The organism is Enterobacter sp. PTB (assembly GCF_051130085.1).
Lineage (GTDB): Bacteria > Pseudomonadota > Gammaproteobacteria > Enterobacterales > Enterobacteriaceae > Enterobacter > Enterobacter ludwigii.
On the sequence record NZ_JBDKEE010000005.1, the window covers coordinates 87,134 to 105,363 of the forward strand.

Annotated in this window: 19 protein-coding genes; 8 read left to right on the forward strand and 11 right to left on the reverse strand. The window is 56.7% G+C overall.

The window, feature by feature from the left end; translation table 11 throughout:
• Positions 1–11: 11 nt before the first annotated feature.
• From gsiB to gsiD, 3 genes are read left to right on the forward strand one after another with little or no spacing between them, the layout of a single operon-like run.
• Complete coding sequence (gene gsiB / locus AAIR21_RS08130; RefSeq protein WP_020884890.1) at positions 12–1,550, forward strand: glutathione ABC transporter substrate-binding protein GsiB; 1,539 nt, start codon at positions 12–14, stop codon at positions 1,548–1,550.
• A gap of 45 nt (positions 1,551–1,595) precedes the next feature.
• Positions 1,596–2,516 (forward strand): glutathione ABC transporter permease GsiC, encoded by a 921-nt coding sequence (gene gsiC / locus AAIR21_RS08135; protein ID WP_434680618.1) that lies wholly within the window; start codon positions 1,596–1,598, stop codon positions 2,514–2,516.
• 1 nt (position 2,517) lies between these two features.
• Positions 2,518–3,429 (forward strand): glutathione ABC transporter permease GsiD, encoded by a 912-nt coding sequence (gene gsiD, locus AAIR21_RS08140; RefSeq protein ID WP_020884888.1) that lies wholly within the window; start codon positions 2,518–2,520, stop codon positions 3,427–3,429.
• 51 nt (positions 3,430–3,480) lie between these two features.
• Here gsiD and rimO read toward each other — a convergent pair whose 3' ends face one another.
• Positions 3,481–4,806 carry a 30S ribosomal protein S12 methylthiotransferase RimO gene (gene rimO, locus AAIR21_RS08145; protein WP_014169287.1) on the reverse strand — a complete coding sequence of 442 codons (1,326 nt, stop codon included), beginning with the start codon at positions 4,804–4,806 and terminating at the stop codon, positions 3,481–3,483.
• Positions 4,807–5,022: 216 nt separating this feature from the next.
• Between rimO and bssR the strand changes: the two genes are divergently transcribed.
• Both bssR and AAIR21_RS08155 read left to right on the forward strand, forming a co-directional pair.
• Positions 5,023–5,406: a biofilm formation regulator BssR gene (gene bssR, locus AAIR21_RS08150; RefSeq protein ID WP_020884887.1), complete on the forward strand. Its 384-nt coding sequence runs from the start codon at positions 5,023–5,025 to the stop codon at positions 5,404–5,406.
• 106 nt (positions 5,407–5,512) lie between these two features.
• On the forward strand, positions 5,513–6,631 hold the full coding sequence (locus AAIR21_RS08155; RefSeq protein ID WP_020884886.1) for a PQQ-dependent sugar dehydrogenase: 1,119 nt from the start codon (positions 5,513–5,515) through the stop codon (positions 6,629–6,631).
• Here AAIR21_RS08155 and AAIR21_RS08160 read toward each other — a convergent pair whose 3' ends face one another.
• Positions 6,632–7,258: a glutathione S-transferase family protein gene (locus AAIR21_RS08160; RefSeq protein WP_020884885.1), complete on the reverse strand. Its 627-nt coding sequence runs from the start codon at positions 7,256–7,258 to the stop codon at positions 6,632–6,634. It abuts the gene before it with no gap.
• 256 nt (positions 7,259–7,514) lie between these two features.
• Between AAIR21_RS08160 and dacC the strand changes: the two genes are divergently transcribed.
• Entirely contained in the window at positions 7,515–8,720 is a 1,206-nt protein-coding gene (dacC, locus tag AAIR21_RS08165; protein ID WP_020884884.1) for a serine-type D-Ala-D-Ala carboxypeptidase, read from the forward strand.
• Between the two features lie 52 nt (positions 8,721–8,772).
• On the opposite strand, the gene deoR is transcribed toward dacC, so the two are convergent.
• The 3 genes from deoR to AAIR21_RS08180 form a co-directional block, all read right to left on the reverse strand.
• Positions 8,773–9,531: a DNA-binding transcriptional repressor DeoR gene (deoR, locus tag AAIR21_RS08170; protein WP_014169292.1), complete on the reverse strand. Its 759-nt coding sequence runs from the start codon at positions 9,529–9,531 to the stop codon at positions 8,773–8,775.
• 67 nt (positions 9,532–9,598) lie between these two features.
• Positions 9,599–10,207, reverse strand: a complete 609-nt coding sequence (ybjG, locus tag AAIR21_RS08175) for an undecaprenyl-diphosphate phosphatase (RefSeq protein WP_020884883.1) — start codon at positions 10,205–10,207, stop codon at positions 9,599–9,601.
• A 7-nt stretch (positions 10,208–10,214) separates the two neighbouring features.
• Positions 10,215–10,943 (reverse strand): phosphatase PAP2 family protein, encoded by a 729-nt coding sequence (locus AAIR21_RS08180; protein WP_020884882.1) that lies wholly within the window; start codon positions 10,941–10,943, stop codon positions 10,215–10,217.
• A gap of 168 nt (positions 10,944–11,111) precedes the next feature.
• Between AAIR21_RS08180 and AAIR21_RS08185 the strand changes: the two genes are divergently transcribed.
• Positions 11,112–12,344 (forward strand): MFS transporter, encoded by a 1,233-nt coding sequence (locus AAIR21_RS08185; protein ID WP_014169295.1) that lies wholly within the window; start codon positions 11,112–11,114, stop codon positions 12,342–12,344.
• 40 nt (positions 12,345–12,384) lie between these two features.
• Here the strand turns inward: AAIR21_RS08185 and AAIR21_RS08190 are convergent, their stop codons facing one another.
• A complete protein-coding gene (locus tag AAIR21_RS08190; RefSeq protein ID WP_020884881.1) occupies positions 12,385–13,197 on the reverse strand; it encodes a Cof-type HAD-IIB family hydrolase in 813 nt (270 codons plus the stop codon).
• Positions 13,187–14,401 (reverse strand): MFS transporter, encoded by a 1,215-nt coding sequence (locus tag AAIR21_RS08195; protein ID WP_020884880.1) that lies wholly within the window; start codon positions 14,399–14,401, stop codon positions 13,187–13,189. The genes AAIR21_RS08190 and AAIR21_RS08195 overlap by 11 nt, the downstream gene beginning before the upstream one ends.
• An 82-nt stretch (positions 14,402–14,483) precedes the next feature.
• On the opposite strand from AAIR21_RS08195, the gene AAIR21_RS08200 reads away from it, so the two are divergent.
• Complete coding sequence (locus tag AAIR21_RS08200) at positions 14,484–15,035, forward strand: TetR/AcrR family transcriptional regulator (protein WP_020884879.1); 552 nt, start codon at positions 14,484–14,486, stop codon at positions 15,033–15,035.
• On the opposite strand, the gene AAIR21_RS08205 is transcribed toward AAIR21_RS08200, so the two are convergent.
• The 4 genes from AAIR21_RS08205 to AAIR21_RS08220 form a co-directional block, all read right to left on the reverse strand.
• Positions 15,032–15,808 (reverse strand): SDR family NAD(P)-dependent oxidoreductase, encoded by a 777-nt coding sequence (locus AAIR21_RS08205; protein ID WP_020884878.1) that lies wholly within the window; start codon positions 15,806–15,808, stop codon positions 15,032–15,034. The two genes, AAIR21_RS08200 and AAIR21_RS08205, sit on opposite strands and share 4 nt — an antisense overlap.
• Positions 15,809–15,925: 117 nt before the next feature.
• Positions 15,926–16,357, reverse strand: a complete 432-nt coding sequence (arsC, locus tag AAIR21_RS08210; RefSeq protein WP_020884877.1) for a glutaredoxin-dependent arsenate reductase — start codon at positions 16,355–16,357, stop codon at positions 15,926–15,928.
• A 12-nt stretch (positions 16,358–16,369) separates the two neighbouring features.
• A complete protein-coding gene (locus AAIR21_RS08215; RefSeq protein WP_020884876.1) occupies positions 16,370–17,659 on the reverse strand; it encodes an arsenic transporter in 1,290 nt (429 codons plus the stop codon).
• 36 nt (positions 17,660–17,695) lie between these two features.
• Positions 17,696–18,016 carry a metalloregulator ArsR/SmtB family transcription factor gene (locus AAIR21_RS08220; RefSeq protein ID WP_079231239.1) on the reverse strand — a complete coding sequence of 107 codons (321 nt, stop codon included), beginning with the start codon at positions 18,014–18,016 and terminating at the stop codon, positions 17,696–17,698.
• Between the last annotated feature and the right edge of the window lie 214 nt (positions 18,017–18,230).

Below are 18,230 nucleotides of genomic sequence, written 5' to 3' on the forward strand. Positions count from 1 at the left end.
AGGAGAACACAATGGTTAAATTTGTAGCGCGCAGATGGTTACTCGCCGCGAGCGTGACGGCAGCCCTGGCCGCCGCGCCGGCGTTCGCTGCCAAAGATGTGGTGGTCGCCGTCGGTTCCAATTTCACCACGCTGGATCCGTATGATGCCAACGACACGCTCTCCCAGGCGGTGGCGAAATCGTTCTATCAGGGGCTGTTTGGCCTGGATAGCGAGATGAAACTTAAAAATGTGCTGGCGGAAGGGTATACCGTTTCCAGCGACGGGCTGGTGTATACCATTAAGCTCAGAACCGGCGTGAAGTTCCAGGACGGTACAGATTTCAACGCGGAGGCGGTGAAGATAAACCTCGATCGCGCCAGCAACCCGGAAAATAGCCTCAAGCGCTACAACCTGTATAAAAACATCGCCAGCACCGAGGTGGTCGACCCGACGACGGTGAAGATCACCCTGAAAGAGCCGTTCTCGGCGTTTATCAATATTCTGGCGCATCCTGCCACGGCGATGATTTCGCCTGCCGCGCTGAAAAAATACGGCAAAGAGATCGGGTTCCATCCGGTGGGGACCGGCCCCTACGAGCTGCTCACCTGGAACCAGACCGACTTTGTGAAGGTTAAGAAGTTTGCGGGTTACTGGCAGCCGGGCCTGCCGAAGCTGGACACCATTACCTGGCGTCCGGTGGTGGACAACAACACCCGCGCGGCGATGCTGCAGACCGGTGAGGCGCAGTTCGCGTTCCCGATCCCCTATGAGCAAGCCGCCATTCTGCAGAAAAACAGCAAGCTGGAGCTGGTCGCCAGCCCGTCCATTATGCAGCGCTATATCAGCATGAACGTGACGCAAAAACCGTTTGATAACCCAAAAGTGCGTGAGGCCATCAACTACGCCATTAACCGCCAGGCGCTGGTAAAAGTCGCCTTTGCTGGCTATGCCACGCCGGCTACCGGCGTGCTGCCTCCGGCGATCGCCTATTCGCAAAACTATCAACCGTGGCCTTACGATCCGGCCAAAGCGCGTGAGCTGTTAAAAGAGGCGGGCTTCCCGAACGGCTTTAGCACCACGCTCTGGTCGTCGCATAATCACAGTACCGCTCAGAAGGTGCTGCAATTTACCCAGCAGCAGCTGGCACAGGTAGGTATCAAGGCGCAGGTCACCGCGATGGATGCCGGTCAGCGTGCGGCTGAGGTGGAAGGGAAAGGGCAGAAAGAGAGCGGCGTACGGATGTTCTACACCGGCTGGTCGGCCTCTACCGGTGAAGCGGACTGGGCGCTGTCGCCGCTGTTTGCCTCACAGAACTGGCCGCCGACCCTGTTCAACACCGCCTTCTACAGCAACCCGAAGGTGGATAAAGACCTGGCGGATGCCCTGAAAACGACCAAACCGGAAGAGAAAGCACGCCTGTATAAAGAGGCGCAGGATATCATCTGGAAAGAGTCACCGTGGGTACCGCTGGTGGTGGAAAAACTGGTTTCCGCGCATAACAAAGCGCTGACCGGGTTCTACATCATGCCGGATACGGGCTTTAGCTTTGATGAAGCAGATTTAAAATAATACTCATGCCCGCAGGCCACCGCCTGTGGGATGAGAGGGAAAGGCATGCTGAATTATGTTTGTAAAAGCCTGTTGGGGCTTATCCCGACGCTGCTGATTGTGGCGGTGCTGGTGTTTTTGTTTGTTCATATGCTGCCGGGCGATCCGGCACGTCTGGTTGCAGGGTCAGATGCGGATGCAACGGTTATCGCGCTGGTGCGAAAACAACTGGGCCTCGACCAGCCTTTGTATATGCAGTTTCTCCACTATATTGGCAACGTTCTGCAGGGTGACTTTGGCACTTCTATGGTGTCACGTCGTCCGGTGTCGGAAGAGATTGCCAGCCGCTTTATGCCCACGTTCTGGTTAACCATTGCCAGCATGAGCTGGGCGGTGCTGTTTGGTCTTGGCGCAGGAATTGTCGCTGCCGTCTGGCGCAACCGCTGGCCGGATAAGCTCGGTATGGCTCTGGCCGTCACGGGCATTTCCTTCCCGGCATTTGCACTGGGGATGCTGCTGATGCAGATATTCTCCGTGGAGCTGGGCTGGCTGCCGACGGTCGGGGCCGACACCTGGAAACACTACATTCTGCCCTCAATGACGCTGGGCGCGGCTGTTGCTGCCGTGATGGCCCGCTTTACCCGCGCCTCGTTCGTTGACGTGCTGAGCGAAGATTATATTCGCACCGCCCGGGCGAAAGGGGTCAGCGAGAAATGGGTCATCCTCAAACACGGCTTTCGTAACGCGATGATCCCGGTGGTGACGATGATGGGGCTCCAGTTTGGTTTTCTGCTGGGCGGCTCGATTGTGGTGGAGAAGGTCTTTAACTGGCCGGGGCTGGGACGTCTTTTGGTGGATTCAGTCGAAATGCGTGATTACCCGGTTATTCAGGCCGAAGTCCTGCTTTTCTCACTGGAATTTATTCTTATCAACTTAGTGGTGGATGTGCTCTACGCCGCCATTAACCCGGCCATCAGGTATAAGTAAAATGCGATTGTTGAACTGGCGTCGTCAGGCCATGTTAAACGCTATGCCGGGGCTAAAGCCGGACCATATCCGCACGCCCTGGTCTGAATTCTGGCGGCGTTTTCGCCGTCAGCCGGTCGCCATGACGGCGGGGCTGTTTGTCCTGCTGCTGATTGTGGTGGCGGTCATTGCGCCGTGGGTCGCACCGTTTGATGCGGAAAACTATTTTGATTACGACCGTCTCAATGACGGACCGTCGATGCTGCACTGGTTCGGCGTGGACTCGCTTGGGCGCGACATCTTCAGCCGCGTATTGGTGGGGGCGCAGATCTCTCTCGCCGCCGGGGTTTTTGCGGTACTGATTGGCGCGGCAATCGGCACCGTGCTGGGTCTGGTCGCCGGATATTACGAAGGCTGGTGGGACCGCATTATCATGCGTATCTGCGACGTGTTGTTTGCCTTCCCGGGCATTTTGCTGGCGATTGCGGTGGTGGCGATAATGGGCAGCGGTATGGCTAACGTCATTATTGCGGTTGCGGTCTTCTCAATACCGGCGTTTGCGCGTCTGGTGCGAGGCAACACGCTGGTGCTCAAACAGCAAACCTTTATTGAGTCTGCGCGCAGCATGGGGGCCAGCGATGCCACTATCCTGTTCAGCCATATTCTGCCGGGAACGGTATCGTCTATCGTGGTCTATTTTACTATGCGTATCGGCGTGTCGATTATCTCGGCGGCCAGCCTGTCGTTTCTGGGGCTGGGTGCGCAACCGCCTACACCGGAGTGGGGCGCGATGCTGAATGAAGCAAGAGCGGACATGGTCATTGCACCACACGTGGCCATCTTCCCGAGCCTGGCCATTTTCCTGACCGTGCTGGCGTTTAACCTGCTGGGTGACGGGTTACGCGACGCGCTGGATCCGAGGATTAAGGGGTAGGATGGAAACCCTCTCCCGGCGGGAGAGGGTGAAGGGAAGGGTAAAACGCCGTTAAACCCGGCTTCCCCACAAATCATACTCGTCGGCGTTTTCAACTTTCACGCGGACAATATCGCCCGGCTTAACGCTGGTTTCGCCGTTCAGGTAGACCGCGCCGTCGATTTCAGGGGCGTCCGCCATGCTGCGGCCAATTGCGCCTTCTTCGTCCACTTCATCGATGATGACCAGAATTTCGCGGCCCACTTTTTCCTGCAGACGTTCAGCAGAGATCTGCTGTTGCAGCTGCATGAAGCGGTTCCAGCGCTCTTCTTTCACCTCTTCCGGAACCTGATCCGCCAGTTCGTTAGCGGTCGCGCCTTCTACCGGGCTGTATTTGAAGCAGCCTACGCGGTCCAGACGTGCTTCTTTCAGGAAGTCGAGCAGCATCTGGAAATCTTCTTCGGTTTCGCCCGGGAAGCCCACAATGAAGGTGGAACGCAGGGTCAGGTCCGGGCAGATTTCACGCCACTGTTTGATGCGTGCCAGCTGGCGATCGACGGAGCCAGGACGCTTCATCAGCTTCAGAATGCGCGGGCTGGCGTGTTGCAGCGGGATATCCAGATACGGAAGAATTTTCCCTTCTGCCATCAGCGGGATGACATCGTCAACGTGCGGATACGGGTAGACGTAATGCAGACGTGTCCAGATACCCAGTTTGGCAAGCTGTTCGCACAGGCCAACCATGCTGGTTTTCACCGGCTCGCCGTTGTGGAAACCAGAGCGATGCTTCACGTCGACGCCATAAGCCGAGGTATCCTGGGAAATGACCAGCAGCTCTTTAACGCCTGCGTCTGCCAGACGTTTGGCTTCTGCCAGCACTTCACCAATCGGACGGCTGACCAAATCGCCACGCATGGACGGGATAATGCAGAAGGTGCAGCGATGGTTGCAGCCTTCGGAAATTTTCAGGTACGCATAGTGACGCGGGGTCAGCTTCACGCCCTGTTCTGGCACCAGGCTCAGGAACGGATTGTGCTTAGGTTTAGGGACGTAGTGATGAACATGCTCCAGTACCTGCTCGTAGCTGTGCGGGCCGGTGATCTCCAGCACTTTCGGGTGCACTTCGCGGATCTGGTCCACTTTCGCGCCCAGACAGCCGGTCACAATCACTTTGCCGTTTTCCGTCAGGGCTTCACCGATGGCTTCCAGTGACTCCTGAACCGCGCTGTCGATAAACCCGCAGGTGTTAACGATCACCATGTCGGCGTTGTCGTAGCTTGGCACCACGTCATAGCCCTCGGTGCGCAGTTCGGTCAGGATGCGTTCAGAATCCACCAGGTTTTTTGGGCAGCCCAGGGAGACGAAGCCGATTTTAGGCTGGTGCGTAACATTGCTCATAGGTTAAAAATTCATCAATTATGGAGTTATCAGGGCGGGATTTTACAGCGTTCCGCGGGGGATTTATACACTCTTTGCGGGGCGGATGACCGACGAGAAGGTTGTAACATTGTAAATAATGTTAATCAGTTAAGAATTATTGATCTCAGGCATTAAACTGTACAAAAAATAACCTTATTCTGAATGTGCACAATGGCTGACAGAGGAGGAAAGAGCATGTCCGTTGACAGACTGAAACGCGATCTGCTTAACAAGCTGATCAATGCCCGAATCGACCTTGCCGCGTACCTGCAGTTGAGGAAGGCAAAAGGGTATATGTCAGTCAGCGAAAGCGAACATCTGCGTGATAATCTCTTTGAACTTTGCAACTTCATGCGTGAAAAAGCACCCGTCCTGAAAGCGGAATACGCCGAAAGCGAACTCGTTGCGCTGCGCCGCGCCGCCGAGGTGCTCTCCATTGCAGGGGTATGTTTGATGAACGGACGCCACGACTGCCCGAATTTTATCGCTGTTAACGCGGAGAAGCTTGAAAACTGCCTGACCACGCTCTCTCTATGCATCATGTGTCTGAACAAGCACGAGACGCTTGAACAACACTGACACCGGGGGAGGCAACTCCCCCTTCTGATTAAGCTTTTGTAAAAGTGATAACGTGCCCGGACCCAGTGGCTAACCTTTATGCCATAAACCGATAAAGGAGCGCGTTATGCATCGATCTTCGCTGATTTTCCTGCCTGCGTTATTTTTCCCGATTTCTCTCCTCGCCGCCCCTGACGCGGTAAAAGTCGACGTTGTGCAAAACCGGCTCGATCATCCCTGGTCGATGGCGTTCCTGCCGGACAATAAAGGGCTGCTGGTGACCCTTAAGGGAGGCCAGTTAAAGCACTGGCAGGCCGGAAAAGGGCTTTCCGACCCGATCGTCGGCGTACCCAAGGTCTGGGCAAACGGCCAGGGCGGGTTGCTGGACGTGGCACTCGCCCCGGATTTTGAAAAATCGCGCCGCGTCTGGCTGAGCTATGCCGAGGCGGGGAATGACGGCAAAGCGGGAACGGCGGTTGGCTATGGCCGCTTAAGCGATGATCTCTCCCGAATTGACGGTTTCCAGGTGGTCTTCCGTCAGATGCCGAAACTGTCCACCGGTAACCATTTCGGTGGCCGACTGGTCTTCGACGGCAAAGGCCATCTGTTTATTGGTCTGGGCGAGAACAACCAGCGTCCGACGGCGCAGGATCTGGATAAACTGCAGGGCAAAGTTGTGCGCCTGACGGAGGACGGCAAAGTGCCTGCCGATAACCCGTTTGTGAACACTCCCGGCGCACGGCCTGAAATCTGGTCTTACGGCATTCGTAATCCGCAGGGGATGGCGATGAACCCCTGGAGCGACACGCTATGGCTTAACGAGCACGGCCCGCGCGGCGGGGATGAAATCAATATCCCGGAGAAAGGCAAAAATTACGGCTGGCCGCTGGCGACGCACGGTATTAACTACAGCGGTCTGAAGATCCCGGAAGCCCAGGGCGAGCACGTCGAGGGAACGGAAAAGCCGCTGTTTGTCTGGAAAGTGTCCCCCGCCGTGAGCGGGATGGCGTTTTACAACAGTGACGTATTCCCGCAGTGGAAAAACACGCTGTTTGTCGGGGCGCTGAAGGAGAAAGACGTTATCGTGCTGAGCGTGGAGGGCAACACGGTCACCGAGAAGGGGCGAATTTTAGGTGACAGAGACCAGCGCATTCGCGATGTGCGGGTGGGGCCGGATGGGTATCTGTATGTCCTGACCGATGAGACGGACGGGCAACTGTTGAAAGTCAGCCCGTCCGGATCGTAATCACGTCACCGGGATCATCACCACGTGACGGTATGCCGGGCGCTCGCTCAGTTGCTTCAGCCAGCGCTCAAGATGCGGGCGCGGCGTCCAGGTAACGTCAATGTTGGTCAGGTTCCAGATGAAGGGCGCAACGGCAATATCGCCTACGCCGAAGCGTTCGCCTGAGAACCACGGATGCTTCGCCAGTTCGTCGTCCATCATCGCAAACAGGTTTTCACAGGTGTCCTGGGCTGCATGAATGGCAGGATAGTCGCGGTCAGCTTCGGGGGTTCTGACAAGCCCCATCAGGATCACGCGGTGTGCGGGGGAGAGCGTCTGGTTTGCCCAGTCCATCCACTTTTCACCCTGAGCGCGTTGGGCCGGATTGTCCACCCACAGGCGGCTCTGACCATACTGTGCCGCGAGGTAACGCACGATGGTGTTGGACTCCCACAGCGTCACGTCGGTCTCTTCGTCGCGCAGCAAGGGCACCAGACCGTTTGGGTTCATGGCCAGATAGTCGGCATCTTTATTTACCCCAAACTGCAAACCTGCCATCACCTGCTTAAACGGTAAATCCAGCTCCTCCAGTGTCCAGAGGACTTTCTTAACGTTGGTTGAATTGTTCCTGCCCCACAGCGTAATCATAGAAACTCCCGAAATAGTCAAACAACCTGAGATGTGAATCAACGCCAGCGATTTGCCATGGTGAGATAAACCTAACAATTACGCAACAGAAGACAAAAAAATCGCCTGAATCAAAGCGTATCTGAATGTTATTGCATAAACTTTAATAACTTTACCTTGGTTAGGTTTCTTTAACCGTTTTAGTGCGCTATTACTCATCGCTTCTTGCGACACGGTGATGTGACGTAATTTTTGAATGGACACTCGGGTGGCATTTATGACGCGAAAAATGACTTCTCTGCGCAGCCTGGCGGCAGGCTCTGCGCTCCTTTTCCTGTTTGTACCAACTCTCTACGCAGCGGAACAGGCTGCGCCCGAAGCGCCGCCTGTGGATGCGCGCGCCTGGATCCTGATGGATTATTCCAGTGGTAAAGTGCTGGCGGAAGGCAATGCGGATGAGAAACTTGACCCGGCAAGCCTGACGAAAATCATGACCAGCTATGTGGTGGGTCAGGCGCTGAAAGCGGGTAAAATCAAGCTTGACGATATGGTCACCATCGGGAAGGACGCCTGGGCGACCGGTAACCCGGCGCTGCGTGGGTCATCGGTGATGTTCCTCAAACCCGGCGATCAGGTGTCAGTGTCTGATTTGAATAAAGGGGTCATTATCCAGTCCGGTAACGATGCCTGTATTGCGCTGGCCGATTACGTTGCGGGCAGCCAGGACTCCTTTATTGGCCTGATGAACGGCTATGCGCAAAAACTGGGCCTGACCAATACCACATTTAAAACCGTGCACGGCCTGGATGCGCCGGGTCAGTTCAGTACCGCGCGCGACATGGCGCTGTTAGGCAAAGCGCTGATCCACGACGTGCCGGATGAATATGCCATCCACAAAGAGAAAGAGTTTACCTTCAATAAAATCCGCCAGCCGAACCGTAACCGTCTGCTGTGGAGCAGTAACGTCAACGTCGACGGTATGAAGACCGGCACCACGGCCGGCGCGGGTTATAACCTGGTCGCTTCCGCAACTCAGGGCGATATGCGCCTGATCTCGGTCGTGCTGGGCACCAAAACCGACCGCATTCGTTTTAATGAATCAGAAAAATTGCTGACCTGGGGTTTCCGCTTCTATGAAACCGTCACGCCAATTAAACCGGATGCCACGTTCATCAGCCAGCGCGTCTGGTTTGGTGACAAGAGTGAAGTGAACCTGGGGGCGGGTGAAGGCGGGTCGGTGACCATTCCTCGTGGTCAGCTGAAAAACCTGAAAGCCAGCTACACCCTGACCGACAGCCAGCTCACCGCGCCGCTGAAAAAAGGCCAGGTGGTCGGGACGATTGATTTCCAGCTTAATGGCAAATCGATTGAACAGCGTCCGCTGATTGTGATGGAAGCGGTAGAAGAGGGCGGTTTCTTTAGCCGGATGTGGGACTTCGTCATGATGAAATTCCACGGATGGTTTGGCAGCTGGTTCAGTTAAGCCTCCATTGTCGGGTGGCATCGCGCCACCCGGCATGACCTCTGCACCTGACTCAGTACATCAACTTCACCTGCTGCGCTTTCGCGTAGGCCACGGTCTCTTCATCCGGACGGCAATCGCTGACGATGGCGTCAAAGCGCGATAACTCACCCATTCTTGCCGGACGAACCTTGCCAAACTTGCTGTGATCGACCACCAGCACATGGTACTGCGCGGCGCTTAATGCCCAGTGCTTGACCGGCAACTCTTCCAGGTTAAAGCAGGTTGCTCCCTGACGGACAGTGACTCCTGCTGCGGAATAAAACGCGATATCCGGACATACGTTGCTGAGCGTATCCTGCAGATTCAGCGGCTTAAAGATGGCGTTGCTGGCGTGAAACTCACCGCCACAGAGGATCACCCGGCACTCGGGTTTCTCCTGCAGTGCCAGAAAGGTATTCAGCGAGTAACACACCGCCGTAAACGGGATGCTGCTGTCGATCGCTTCGATTATCCACGGCGTGGTGGTGCCGCAGTCAAAAAACAGCGTCTGATGCGGTTGCACCAGCGAGGCCGCAAGCCGGGCGGCTTTGCGTTTCTCTTCCACCAGGCGCGTCTTTTGGTCGCTGATCAGATAATGGCTGGCGCTACGCGGCTCAAGCACAATGTACCCGCCCAGCAGCACGACAGGCGCGCTCTCGCTGTTCAGATCCCGGCGAATGGTCATCTCAGAGACCCCGAGGAGACTGGCGGCTTCTTTAAGATGAAGCTTATCACTGCGCTTCAGCGCCTGTATCAGCTGAGCAATGCGGTCATCGCGACGTGTTTCCATAGTTCCTCGGGATAAAAAAGTGAACCCCCGCAGGGCGGGGGTTCAAGTGTAACCTGTCAGGCTGGGGTTAGTCACGTATCCAGCCTTTGCGGATCGGGATAGCAAAAAGGGTGCGATACAGATAAGACAGGCCGCGGTAGAGCGCTTCACCGAAGAGATTCCACAGGATCGCTGCGCTGACGCAGCCGATGAGACCGACCAGCAACCCCCCCACCATATCCAGCGGCCAGTGGACGCCGAGATAAACGCGAGACCAGGCGATAGCCCCGGCCACCACCATCAGCACCGCACCCGACCACAGACGATGCCAGAACAGGAAGGCCAGCGCGAAGGTAAAGATAACCGTCCCGTGATCGCTTGGGAACGAGTCATCCGGAGCATGGTGCAGGAAGGTATACCCCGCGTGGTCGACGAATGGGCGGTCGTGCGGGAACGTCAGGCCCAGAATGTAGCTGACCAGCACGCTGATCCCGAGGGCCATCGCCATCTTAATTACCAGCTGACGCTGCGCCTTCACCTGGCTTCTCGGCCCCCACAGCCAGAGGATCGCCGCCAGCACCGGCACGATACTGATCAGATCTTTTGCCAGGAAGGTGGCGAAATCAATCATCCACTCTGGCGAGGCCGGAGTGGCGTTGATGAGATAAAACAGCTGGTAATTCAAATTCTCTAACATAGCGTTGTCACTCTTTAGCAAACCAGGTGGAGACCAGACCGTAGACCACCAACTGGGAAAACCAGACCCACCACCCAGCCCACAGGTTGTGAGAGAAAAAATGCGCCCCGCGCATGACCTGGCCGTAACCCATCGCCAGACCTAAAGCGGCGCCCAGCACGACGAAGCACCAGGCAAGACGCGGACGCTCGCGCCAGAAGGCAAAGAACAGTCCCATCACCATAAAGCCGCTGGAGGCATGACCGCCGGGGAAACAGCGCCCCGGACCGCTGTCAGCGGGAGCGGCACTGAACAGCGGATAAGAAACGGCCTTACCGCCATACTCCACCAGATCCCACGGGCAGCTGTGATGGCTTATGCTTTTCAGTACGCCAACCACCAGCGCGCCAAGCCCCATCAGCAGCGCGGCCGTGACCAGTCTCGCATTGCGCCTGAACGCGCCATAAATGAGCGCAACAGCACCTGCTGCGATGGCGATGTACTTCGCCAGTCGATGGTTCAGCAGGTCCAGCAGGTGGTCTTGCTGCAGTGGAAAACGGTGTGCAGCCGCGTCATACCATAAACCGGTGATCCATCTGTCGAGCGTTTCATCGCGGGATAGCCAGGTAAATAGCACGGCAAGGGCTATCAGTATTAAAAGCTGATAACCATAAAAGCGGGGTGGTAGACGGTAAAGTCGTTTTGTCTTATTTGTCTGTAAGTTAGACAATTCTGAACGGCTGGAAGTGGGTGCCATAATCCGGAGTCGTTGACGAGAAATGGGGCTATCATAAATCTGTCAACTTAAGGAAACCTTAAACAAAGACGATATGTGCTTTATTTCTGTTTCTTCTGGATAAATCACTATCTCGGGCCAGGGCATTTCATTACACTCGTCGCGATTTTGTCACGATAAAGAGATTGCATGTTAAACCGTTCTTCTTCTGGTTCACGTCTGGGTCGTCAGGCATTGCTTTTCCCCTTATGTCTGGTGCTCTACGAATTCTCTACTTACATCGGCAACGATATGATCCAGCCCGGCATGCTGGCCGTTGTCGAACAGTACAACGCAGGGATCGAATGGGTACCGACCTCCATGACTGCCTATCTGGCTGGCGGCATGTTTTTGCAGTGGCTGTTAGGGCCGCTGTCGGATCGTATTGGCCGTCGTCCGGTGATGCTGACGGGCGTGGTGTGGTTTATCGTGACCTGCCTCGCCACGCTGCTGGCGCAAAATATTGAGCAATTTACCCTGCTGCGCTTCCTGCAGGGGGTGAGCCTCTGCTTTATCGGTGCCGTCGGGTATGCCGCCATCCAGGAATCGTTTGAGGAAGCGGTGTGTATCAAGATTACCGCGCTAATGGCGAACGTGGCGCTGATCGCGCCCCTGCTGGGGCCGCTGGTGGGCGCTGCCTGGGTACACGTTGCGCCGTGGGAAGGGATGTTCGTGCTGTTTGCCGTGCTGGCCGCCGTCGCTTTCTTTGGCCTGCACCGCGCGATGCCGGAAACCGCTACCCGTCTGGGTGAGAAACTGTCGCTAAAAGAGCTGGGCCGGGATTACAAAGAAGTGCTGAAGAACGGCCGCTTTGTGGCGGGCGCGCTGGCGACGGGGTTTGTTAGCCTGCCTCTGCTGGCGTGGATTGCCCAGTCGCCGGTCATTATCATCAGCGGCGAGCAGCTCAGCAGCTATGAGTATGGCCTGCTGCAGGTGCCGATTTTTGGCGCGCTGATTATCGGTAACCTGGTGCTGGCGCGTCTCACATCCCGTCGTACGGTGCGTGCCTTGATCATTATGGGCGGCTGGCCCATCGCTGCCGGGCTGGTTCTGGCGGCGGTCGCGACAGTGGTGTCGTCCCATGCGTATCTGTGGATGACCGCAGGATTAAGCGTTTACGCGTTCGGTATCGGTGTGGCGAATGCCGGGCTGGTGCGCCTGACGCTGTTTGCCAGCGAGATGAGCAAAGGCACGGTGTCAGCGGCGATGGGCATGTTGCAAATGCTGATTTTCACCGTTGGAATCGAGGTGAGCAAACACGCCTACGCATTTGGCGGCAACGGTCTGTTCAGCCTGTTTAATCTGGCTAACGGCGTGCTGTGGGTTGGGCTTATCGTGGTGTTCCTGAAGGATAAACGCGTCGGGAATGCTTTACAGCCGTAAGCTGTTTTCCCTCTCCCGGCGGGAGAGGGCCATGGTGGCGTCAATGAAACGGCGCTTCGCCGTTCAACACCTTATCAATTACATCCAGCACGCCTTCGTCGTTATTGTGCGGGGCTTCAAAGCGCGCCACCGCCTTAATATGCGGCCTGGCGTTTGCCATCGCAAAGCTGAACCCTGACTGGCGCAACATTTCTACGTCGTTCCCGCTATCGCCAAAAGCCACCACTTCGCTGTCATCAATGCCCCAGCGCTTTTGCAGTATTCGCAGACCGTTGGCTTTATGCACCCCGGGGATGATGAGGTCGATACTGCCGTGGCCGGTCGTGACGGGCACCATAATGTCGTTCAGCTTTTCGTGCAGCATCGCCTGAATACGCGGGATGTCGTCGTCAGAGACGTTAAGCCCGAATTTGAAGAAAATATCGTTCAGGTTGCCGAAATCACTCACCATTTCGAGACGGTGGTAGTACTTTGCCGCGATATCCTTAAAGCCGTCGTCATAGTGCTTCAGCGTATAAGCGCTGCTTTTTCCGCAGGCGATAATCTCAATGCCCGGCACATCGTTTAACACGGCGGCAACGGTGTCGAAGTGCGTCTTCGACAGTTCACCGTTAAAGACATCTTCCCCGGCGCTGACCACCCAGCCGCCATTTTCCGCGACAAACGCAATTTCATGGGCAATCTCCGGAAAAAAGGAAATCAGCTGGTAGTACTGGTTGCCGCTGGCAACCGCAAAGCGAATGCCTTGCGCTTTCATTCGTGCATATTGCGCCAGAAAACGCGGGCGGTTATAGGTTTTGGCATCGCTCAGAAACGTGCCGTCCATGTCGACGGCGATCAGTTTAACGCTCATATCCCTTCTCCAGTGTCGTTTGTTCCGTTTCCGGCTTCGCGACCGCGCGCGCTACCAGCGCTGCGATGATCACTAACCCTAACACCACCAGCATGGCGCTGCGCAGCCCGTAGTGCTCACCGAGGAAGCCGAGCAGCGGTGGCCCCACCAGGAAGGCGAGGTAGCCGGTGGTGGCCACCACGCTGACGCGGGTCGGTGCATCCGGACCAGTGTCGCTGGCGGCTGAAATGGTGAGCGGGAAGCCAAGCGAAGCCCCCAGACCCCAGAGGATCACCGACACACCGGCAATCCAGTCCACGTCCACAAAGATGATCATCGCAATCCCCAGCCCGCCCAGCAGGGCGCTGGCACGCACCACCGCCACGCGGCTGTAGCGGTCAATAAACCAGCCGCCGGTAAAGCGCCCGACGGTCATCCCGAGGGTGAAACCGGCGTAGATCAGGGAGCCGGAAGTTGGGCTAAAACCGTGGCCGTCAACCATCAGCAGTGGCAGCCAGTCGTTAGCGGACCCTTCCGCAAAGGCCATCGCCAGCACCACCACGCCGATCAGCATCAGCTGAATGTCGCGGTAAAACGGCAGCCCTTTTTCCGCGGTGGCGTGTTCTTCAGAGGTGTTCTTGCCGGTGCCGTCAGGGATCGCCCGGATACCGGTCAGAATGGGGATAATACATACCAGTGCGGCCAGCAGAATATGCAGGTTCGCGGCGACGCCCGAGGCCGTCAGCGCCATCCCCACACCCGCACCGGCCAGCGTGCCAAGGCTGTAAAAGCCATGCATCATCGGCAGTACGGTTTTATTCATCTCCCGTTCAACCGTTGCCCCTTCAACGTTAATGGCCACTTCAGCGGCACCGAAGCTGCCGCCAAACACCGTCAGCCCAAGGGCAAACAGCACCGGCGAGGCAAACCACAGCGCCACGCTTAGCACCAGCATCCCGAACACGGCACAGCACATGGTGGTGCGGATGACCGCCCGTGTACCGAAGCGTTTGACAAGCCACGCCGAGCACAGAATACCGCTCATGGAGCCTATCGACAGGCCAAATAGCACGATGCCCATCTCGGCCGTTGAGACGGATAAAATATCGCGAATGGCCGGGGTACGCGTGGCCCATGAGGCCATCAGCAGACCGGGAATAAAGAAGAACATAAACAGCGCCCACATGCGCAGCTGCAGGGTTCTACGGGGGGAGGTCAGAGTCATTGAAGTCAGCACCGGAAGTACAACAATAGCGACAACACTAGCAAGTTTGTGTACATTTGTACACAAACCACGTGGGGAATTTATGAGCAGAGCACCGAACGATCCTCAACGCCGGGAGAAGATCCTGCAGGCGACCCTGGACACCATTGCAGAGCACGGTATTCATGCCGTGACGCACCGGAAAATCGCCACCTGCGCGGGCGTGCCGCTGGGGTCGATGACCTATTATTTTGACGGTATGGAGTCGCTGCTGGAAGAGGCCTTTACGTGGTTTACCCGGCAGATGTCGCAGCAGTATCGGGATTTCTTCGCCGGCGTGACCGGGCCAGAAATGGCGTGCGAATCCATCACCACGCTGATCCACAGTTCGCAGGTCACGACGCCGCAGAATATGGCGCTGATGTACCAGCTCTATGCCTTTATGCACCGCAGTGCGGCGCTCAAAACGGTAATGCAGGACTGGATGAAGATGAGCCAGACCACGCTTGAGCAGTGGTTCGACCCGGTGACCACCCGCGCGCTGGATGCCTTTATCGAAGGGATGACGCTGCACTTTGTGACCGACAGAGCCCCGCTCACCCGGGAGGAGATCCGGGCGATGGTCGGCAGGATAGCGGGCGAGAGCGGACGTTAGATTGTGGTCGCGCCGGCCGTCATGTTTACCGTTGTTCCCGTGATGGCACCGGCTGCATCTGACGCCAGAAACGCGATGGTGTCTGCCACCTGCTCCAGCGTCGGCAGGCGATTCAGCATCGTGCTCTGTGCCGCGCCCTCCAGAAACTGCTCCACGCTGATACCCATCGCCTGCGCCTTGATGGCGAACAGGTCACCCACACAGGAACCGGCCTGAACCGCGTCGGCTATCGCATGCGAACGCACGCACAGGACGCGAATATTCTTTGCCCCCAGCTCCGCCGCGAGCGCACGGGTTAACGCTTCCGTTCCCGCGCAGCCAACGATATGCCCGAGATGTCCCGGCATCGCCATATTTGCAGCCGGCGCAACGACGGTGATAAGCGTTCCGGCACGCTCACCGCCCATACGGGGTGCGACAGCTTTGGCGATGTTGAAACAGGCGGCCAGAAAAGGGTCGAACCCCTGTCTGAATTCACTGAGCGTTAATGCGTCGAGGCGTTTACCCTGGTCGTGCATAAAGCCCGTGGCATTCACGACGATATCAATGCCGGTAACGTCCGGGAGCGTCGCGTCGGCATCGAGAGCATCGAAAACAAACAGCCGGGCTGACCCGCCAGCGGCGTGAATGCGGTTAGCGACGTGCTCCAGCCTGGCCTGATCGCGTGCCGCGAGGTAGACCGTAGCCCCTTCACGGGCGAGCGCGTACGCAGCGGCGCTGCCAATAGCGCCGCTGCCACCAAAGATAACGGCGGTTTTATTTTTGAGACTCATACCTGCATCCCCTCACCAGCCCGGTCCATCAAATTATGGGTCGGGTGACGGCGGATGCAACTCCGCCACGGGGCAGGGTATGTGGCTCACAAGACTTACGGCATCACTATCAGCAGATTAGCTGCCGGAGATTTTTTTTCCGCTGGCGTTCACCACCGCTTCGCCATCTTCTTTCGTAAACGCCCCTTTCTGTGCATCAGGCAGGATATCGAGTACGACTTCGGAAGGGCGGCACAGGCGAGTGCCCAGCGGCGTCACCACGATCGGACGGTTAATCAGGATCGGATGCTGCAGCATAGAATCGATAAGCTGGTCGTCGGTAAACCGGTCCGCGGCGAGGCCCAGCTGTTCATAAGGTTCGACATTTTTGCGCAGCAAATCCCGCACGGAAATCCCCATCTCAGCAATCAGTCTGGTCAGTTCATCACGAGACGGTGGGTTCTCAAGGTACAGAATAATTTCGGGTTCAGTGCCGCTGTTGCGGATCATCTCCAGCGTGTTGCGCGAGGTGCCGCAGGCTGGATTGTGGTAAATGGTGATATGGCTCATATCCGTTACTCATTACAGTGTGAAGGAGAGACGTAACGCCAGCGCGGCGAGCGTCACAAACAGAACCGGCAACGTCATGATGATGCCTGTCCGGAAATAATAGCCCCAGGTGATCGTCATGTTTTTCTGCGCCAGGACATGGAGCCAGAGCAGGGTGGCCAGGCTGCCGATAGGCGTGATCTTCGGACCCAGGTCGCAGCCAATCACGTTGGCATAAATCATCGCGTCCTTAATCACACCCGATGCCGTGCTGCCATCGACAGACAGTGCCCCAATCAGGACGGTCGGCATATTGTTCATTATGGATGACAGGAACGCCGTGATGAACCCGGTACCGAGCGTGGTGGCCCACAGGCCATGCCCGGCAAGGAGATTGAGTACCCCTGACAGATACTCCGTCAGCCCGGCATTGCGCAGGCCATACACCACCAGGTACATCCCCAGCGAGAAGATAACGATCTGCCACGGTGCGCCACGAAGCACTTTTCCCGTATTAATGGCATGCCCGCGCTTTGCAACGGCAAACAAAATCAACGCGCCTGCTGTCGCGATAGCACTGACCGGAATGCCGAGCGGTTCAAGTACAAAGAACCCGACAAGGAGCAGTAACAGAACAATCCAGCCCGTTCTGAAGGTTGGAAGATCGTTAATCGCGCGGGAAGGCTCGCGGAGTTTTGACAGGTCGTATGTCGGCGGAATGTCCTTTCGAAAGAACAGGTGCAGCATCACCAGCGTGGCCGCAATCGCGGCGAGATCCACGGGGATCATCACCGAGGCGTATTCGCTGAACCCCAGCGAGAAGAAGTCTGCCGATACGATATTGACCAGGTTCGAAACGATCAGCGGCAGGCTGGCAGTGTCGGCGATAAATCCAGCCGCCATGACAAACGCCAGCGTGGCCTGATTGCTGAACCCGAGGGCGAGCAGCATGGCGATAACGATGGGCGTGAGGATAAGCGCCGCGCCGTCGTTGGCAAAAAGCGCCGCAACGGCCGCACCCAGCAGAACGATATACGTAAACAGCAACCGGCCCTTGCCATTACCCCAGCGGGCCACGTGCAGCGCCGCCCACTCGAAAAATCCGGACTCATCAAGCAGCAGGCTGATGATGATGACGGCGATAAACGTGGCCGTCGCGTTCCAGACAATATCCCACACCACCGGAATATCGTTAATGTGGATCACGCCGCTGACCAGCGCCAGTACAGCACCCATCGTGGCGCTCCAGCCGATACTTAACCCTCTGGGCTGCCAGATGACCAGCACCAGTGTAAACAGAAAAATTGCCCCAGCCAGAAACATCGTGAACTCCGTTATATCTGTTTTTATGAATGTGTTTTAACACGCGCCCGGAAGACGGTTTTTCAGCTTTACGCGGGTCTCTTCCCGCAAGCAGTTCCAACTGTTGTCAATCACGGTGGCAGCCCATGCCGGCATAGTGGGGGACAAACGGTAATAAACCCATTTCCCCTCCCGGCGATCGCTCACCAGCCCGGATTCACGCAGCAGTGCCATATGGCGCGATACCTTGGGCTGTGATTCAGCCGTGGCGGAACAGAGATCGCAGACGCACAGTTCCCCGGCTTCGCGCAGAAGCATGACGATGGACAGGCGGGTCTCGTCGGAGAGGGCTTTGAAAAGTTGGACCGGATGTAGCATCGGCTTTCCTGCGGTTGGTTATATATATGGTTAAGCATATATGTTTGAATGGAAAGAGGGAAGGCGGAATGTTGAAGAGGGGAATTTCAGGCAACAAAAAACCCATCAACCTTGAACCAAAACGGCGGGGTTGATGGGCTCCACAAATTGGGGACATCAAAGAAAAGCAGTGGCAATAGTTATGACTGCCCCCTGATAAAAAAGTTCTGCGCGT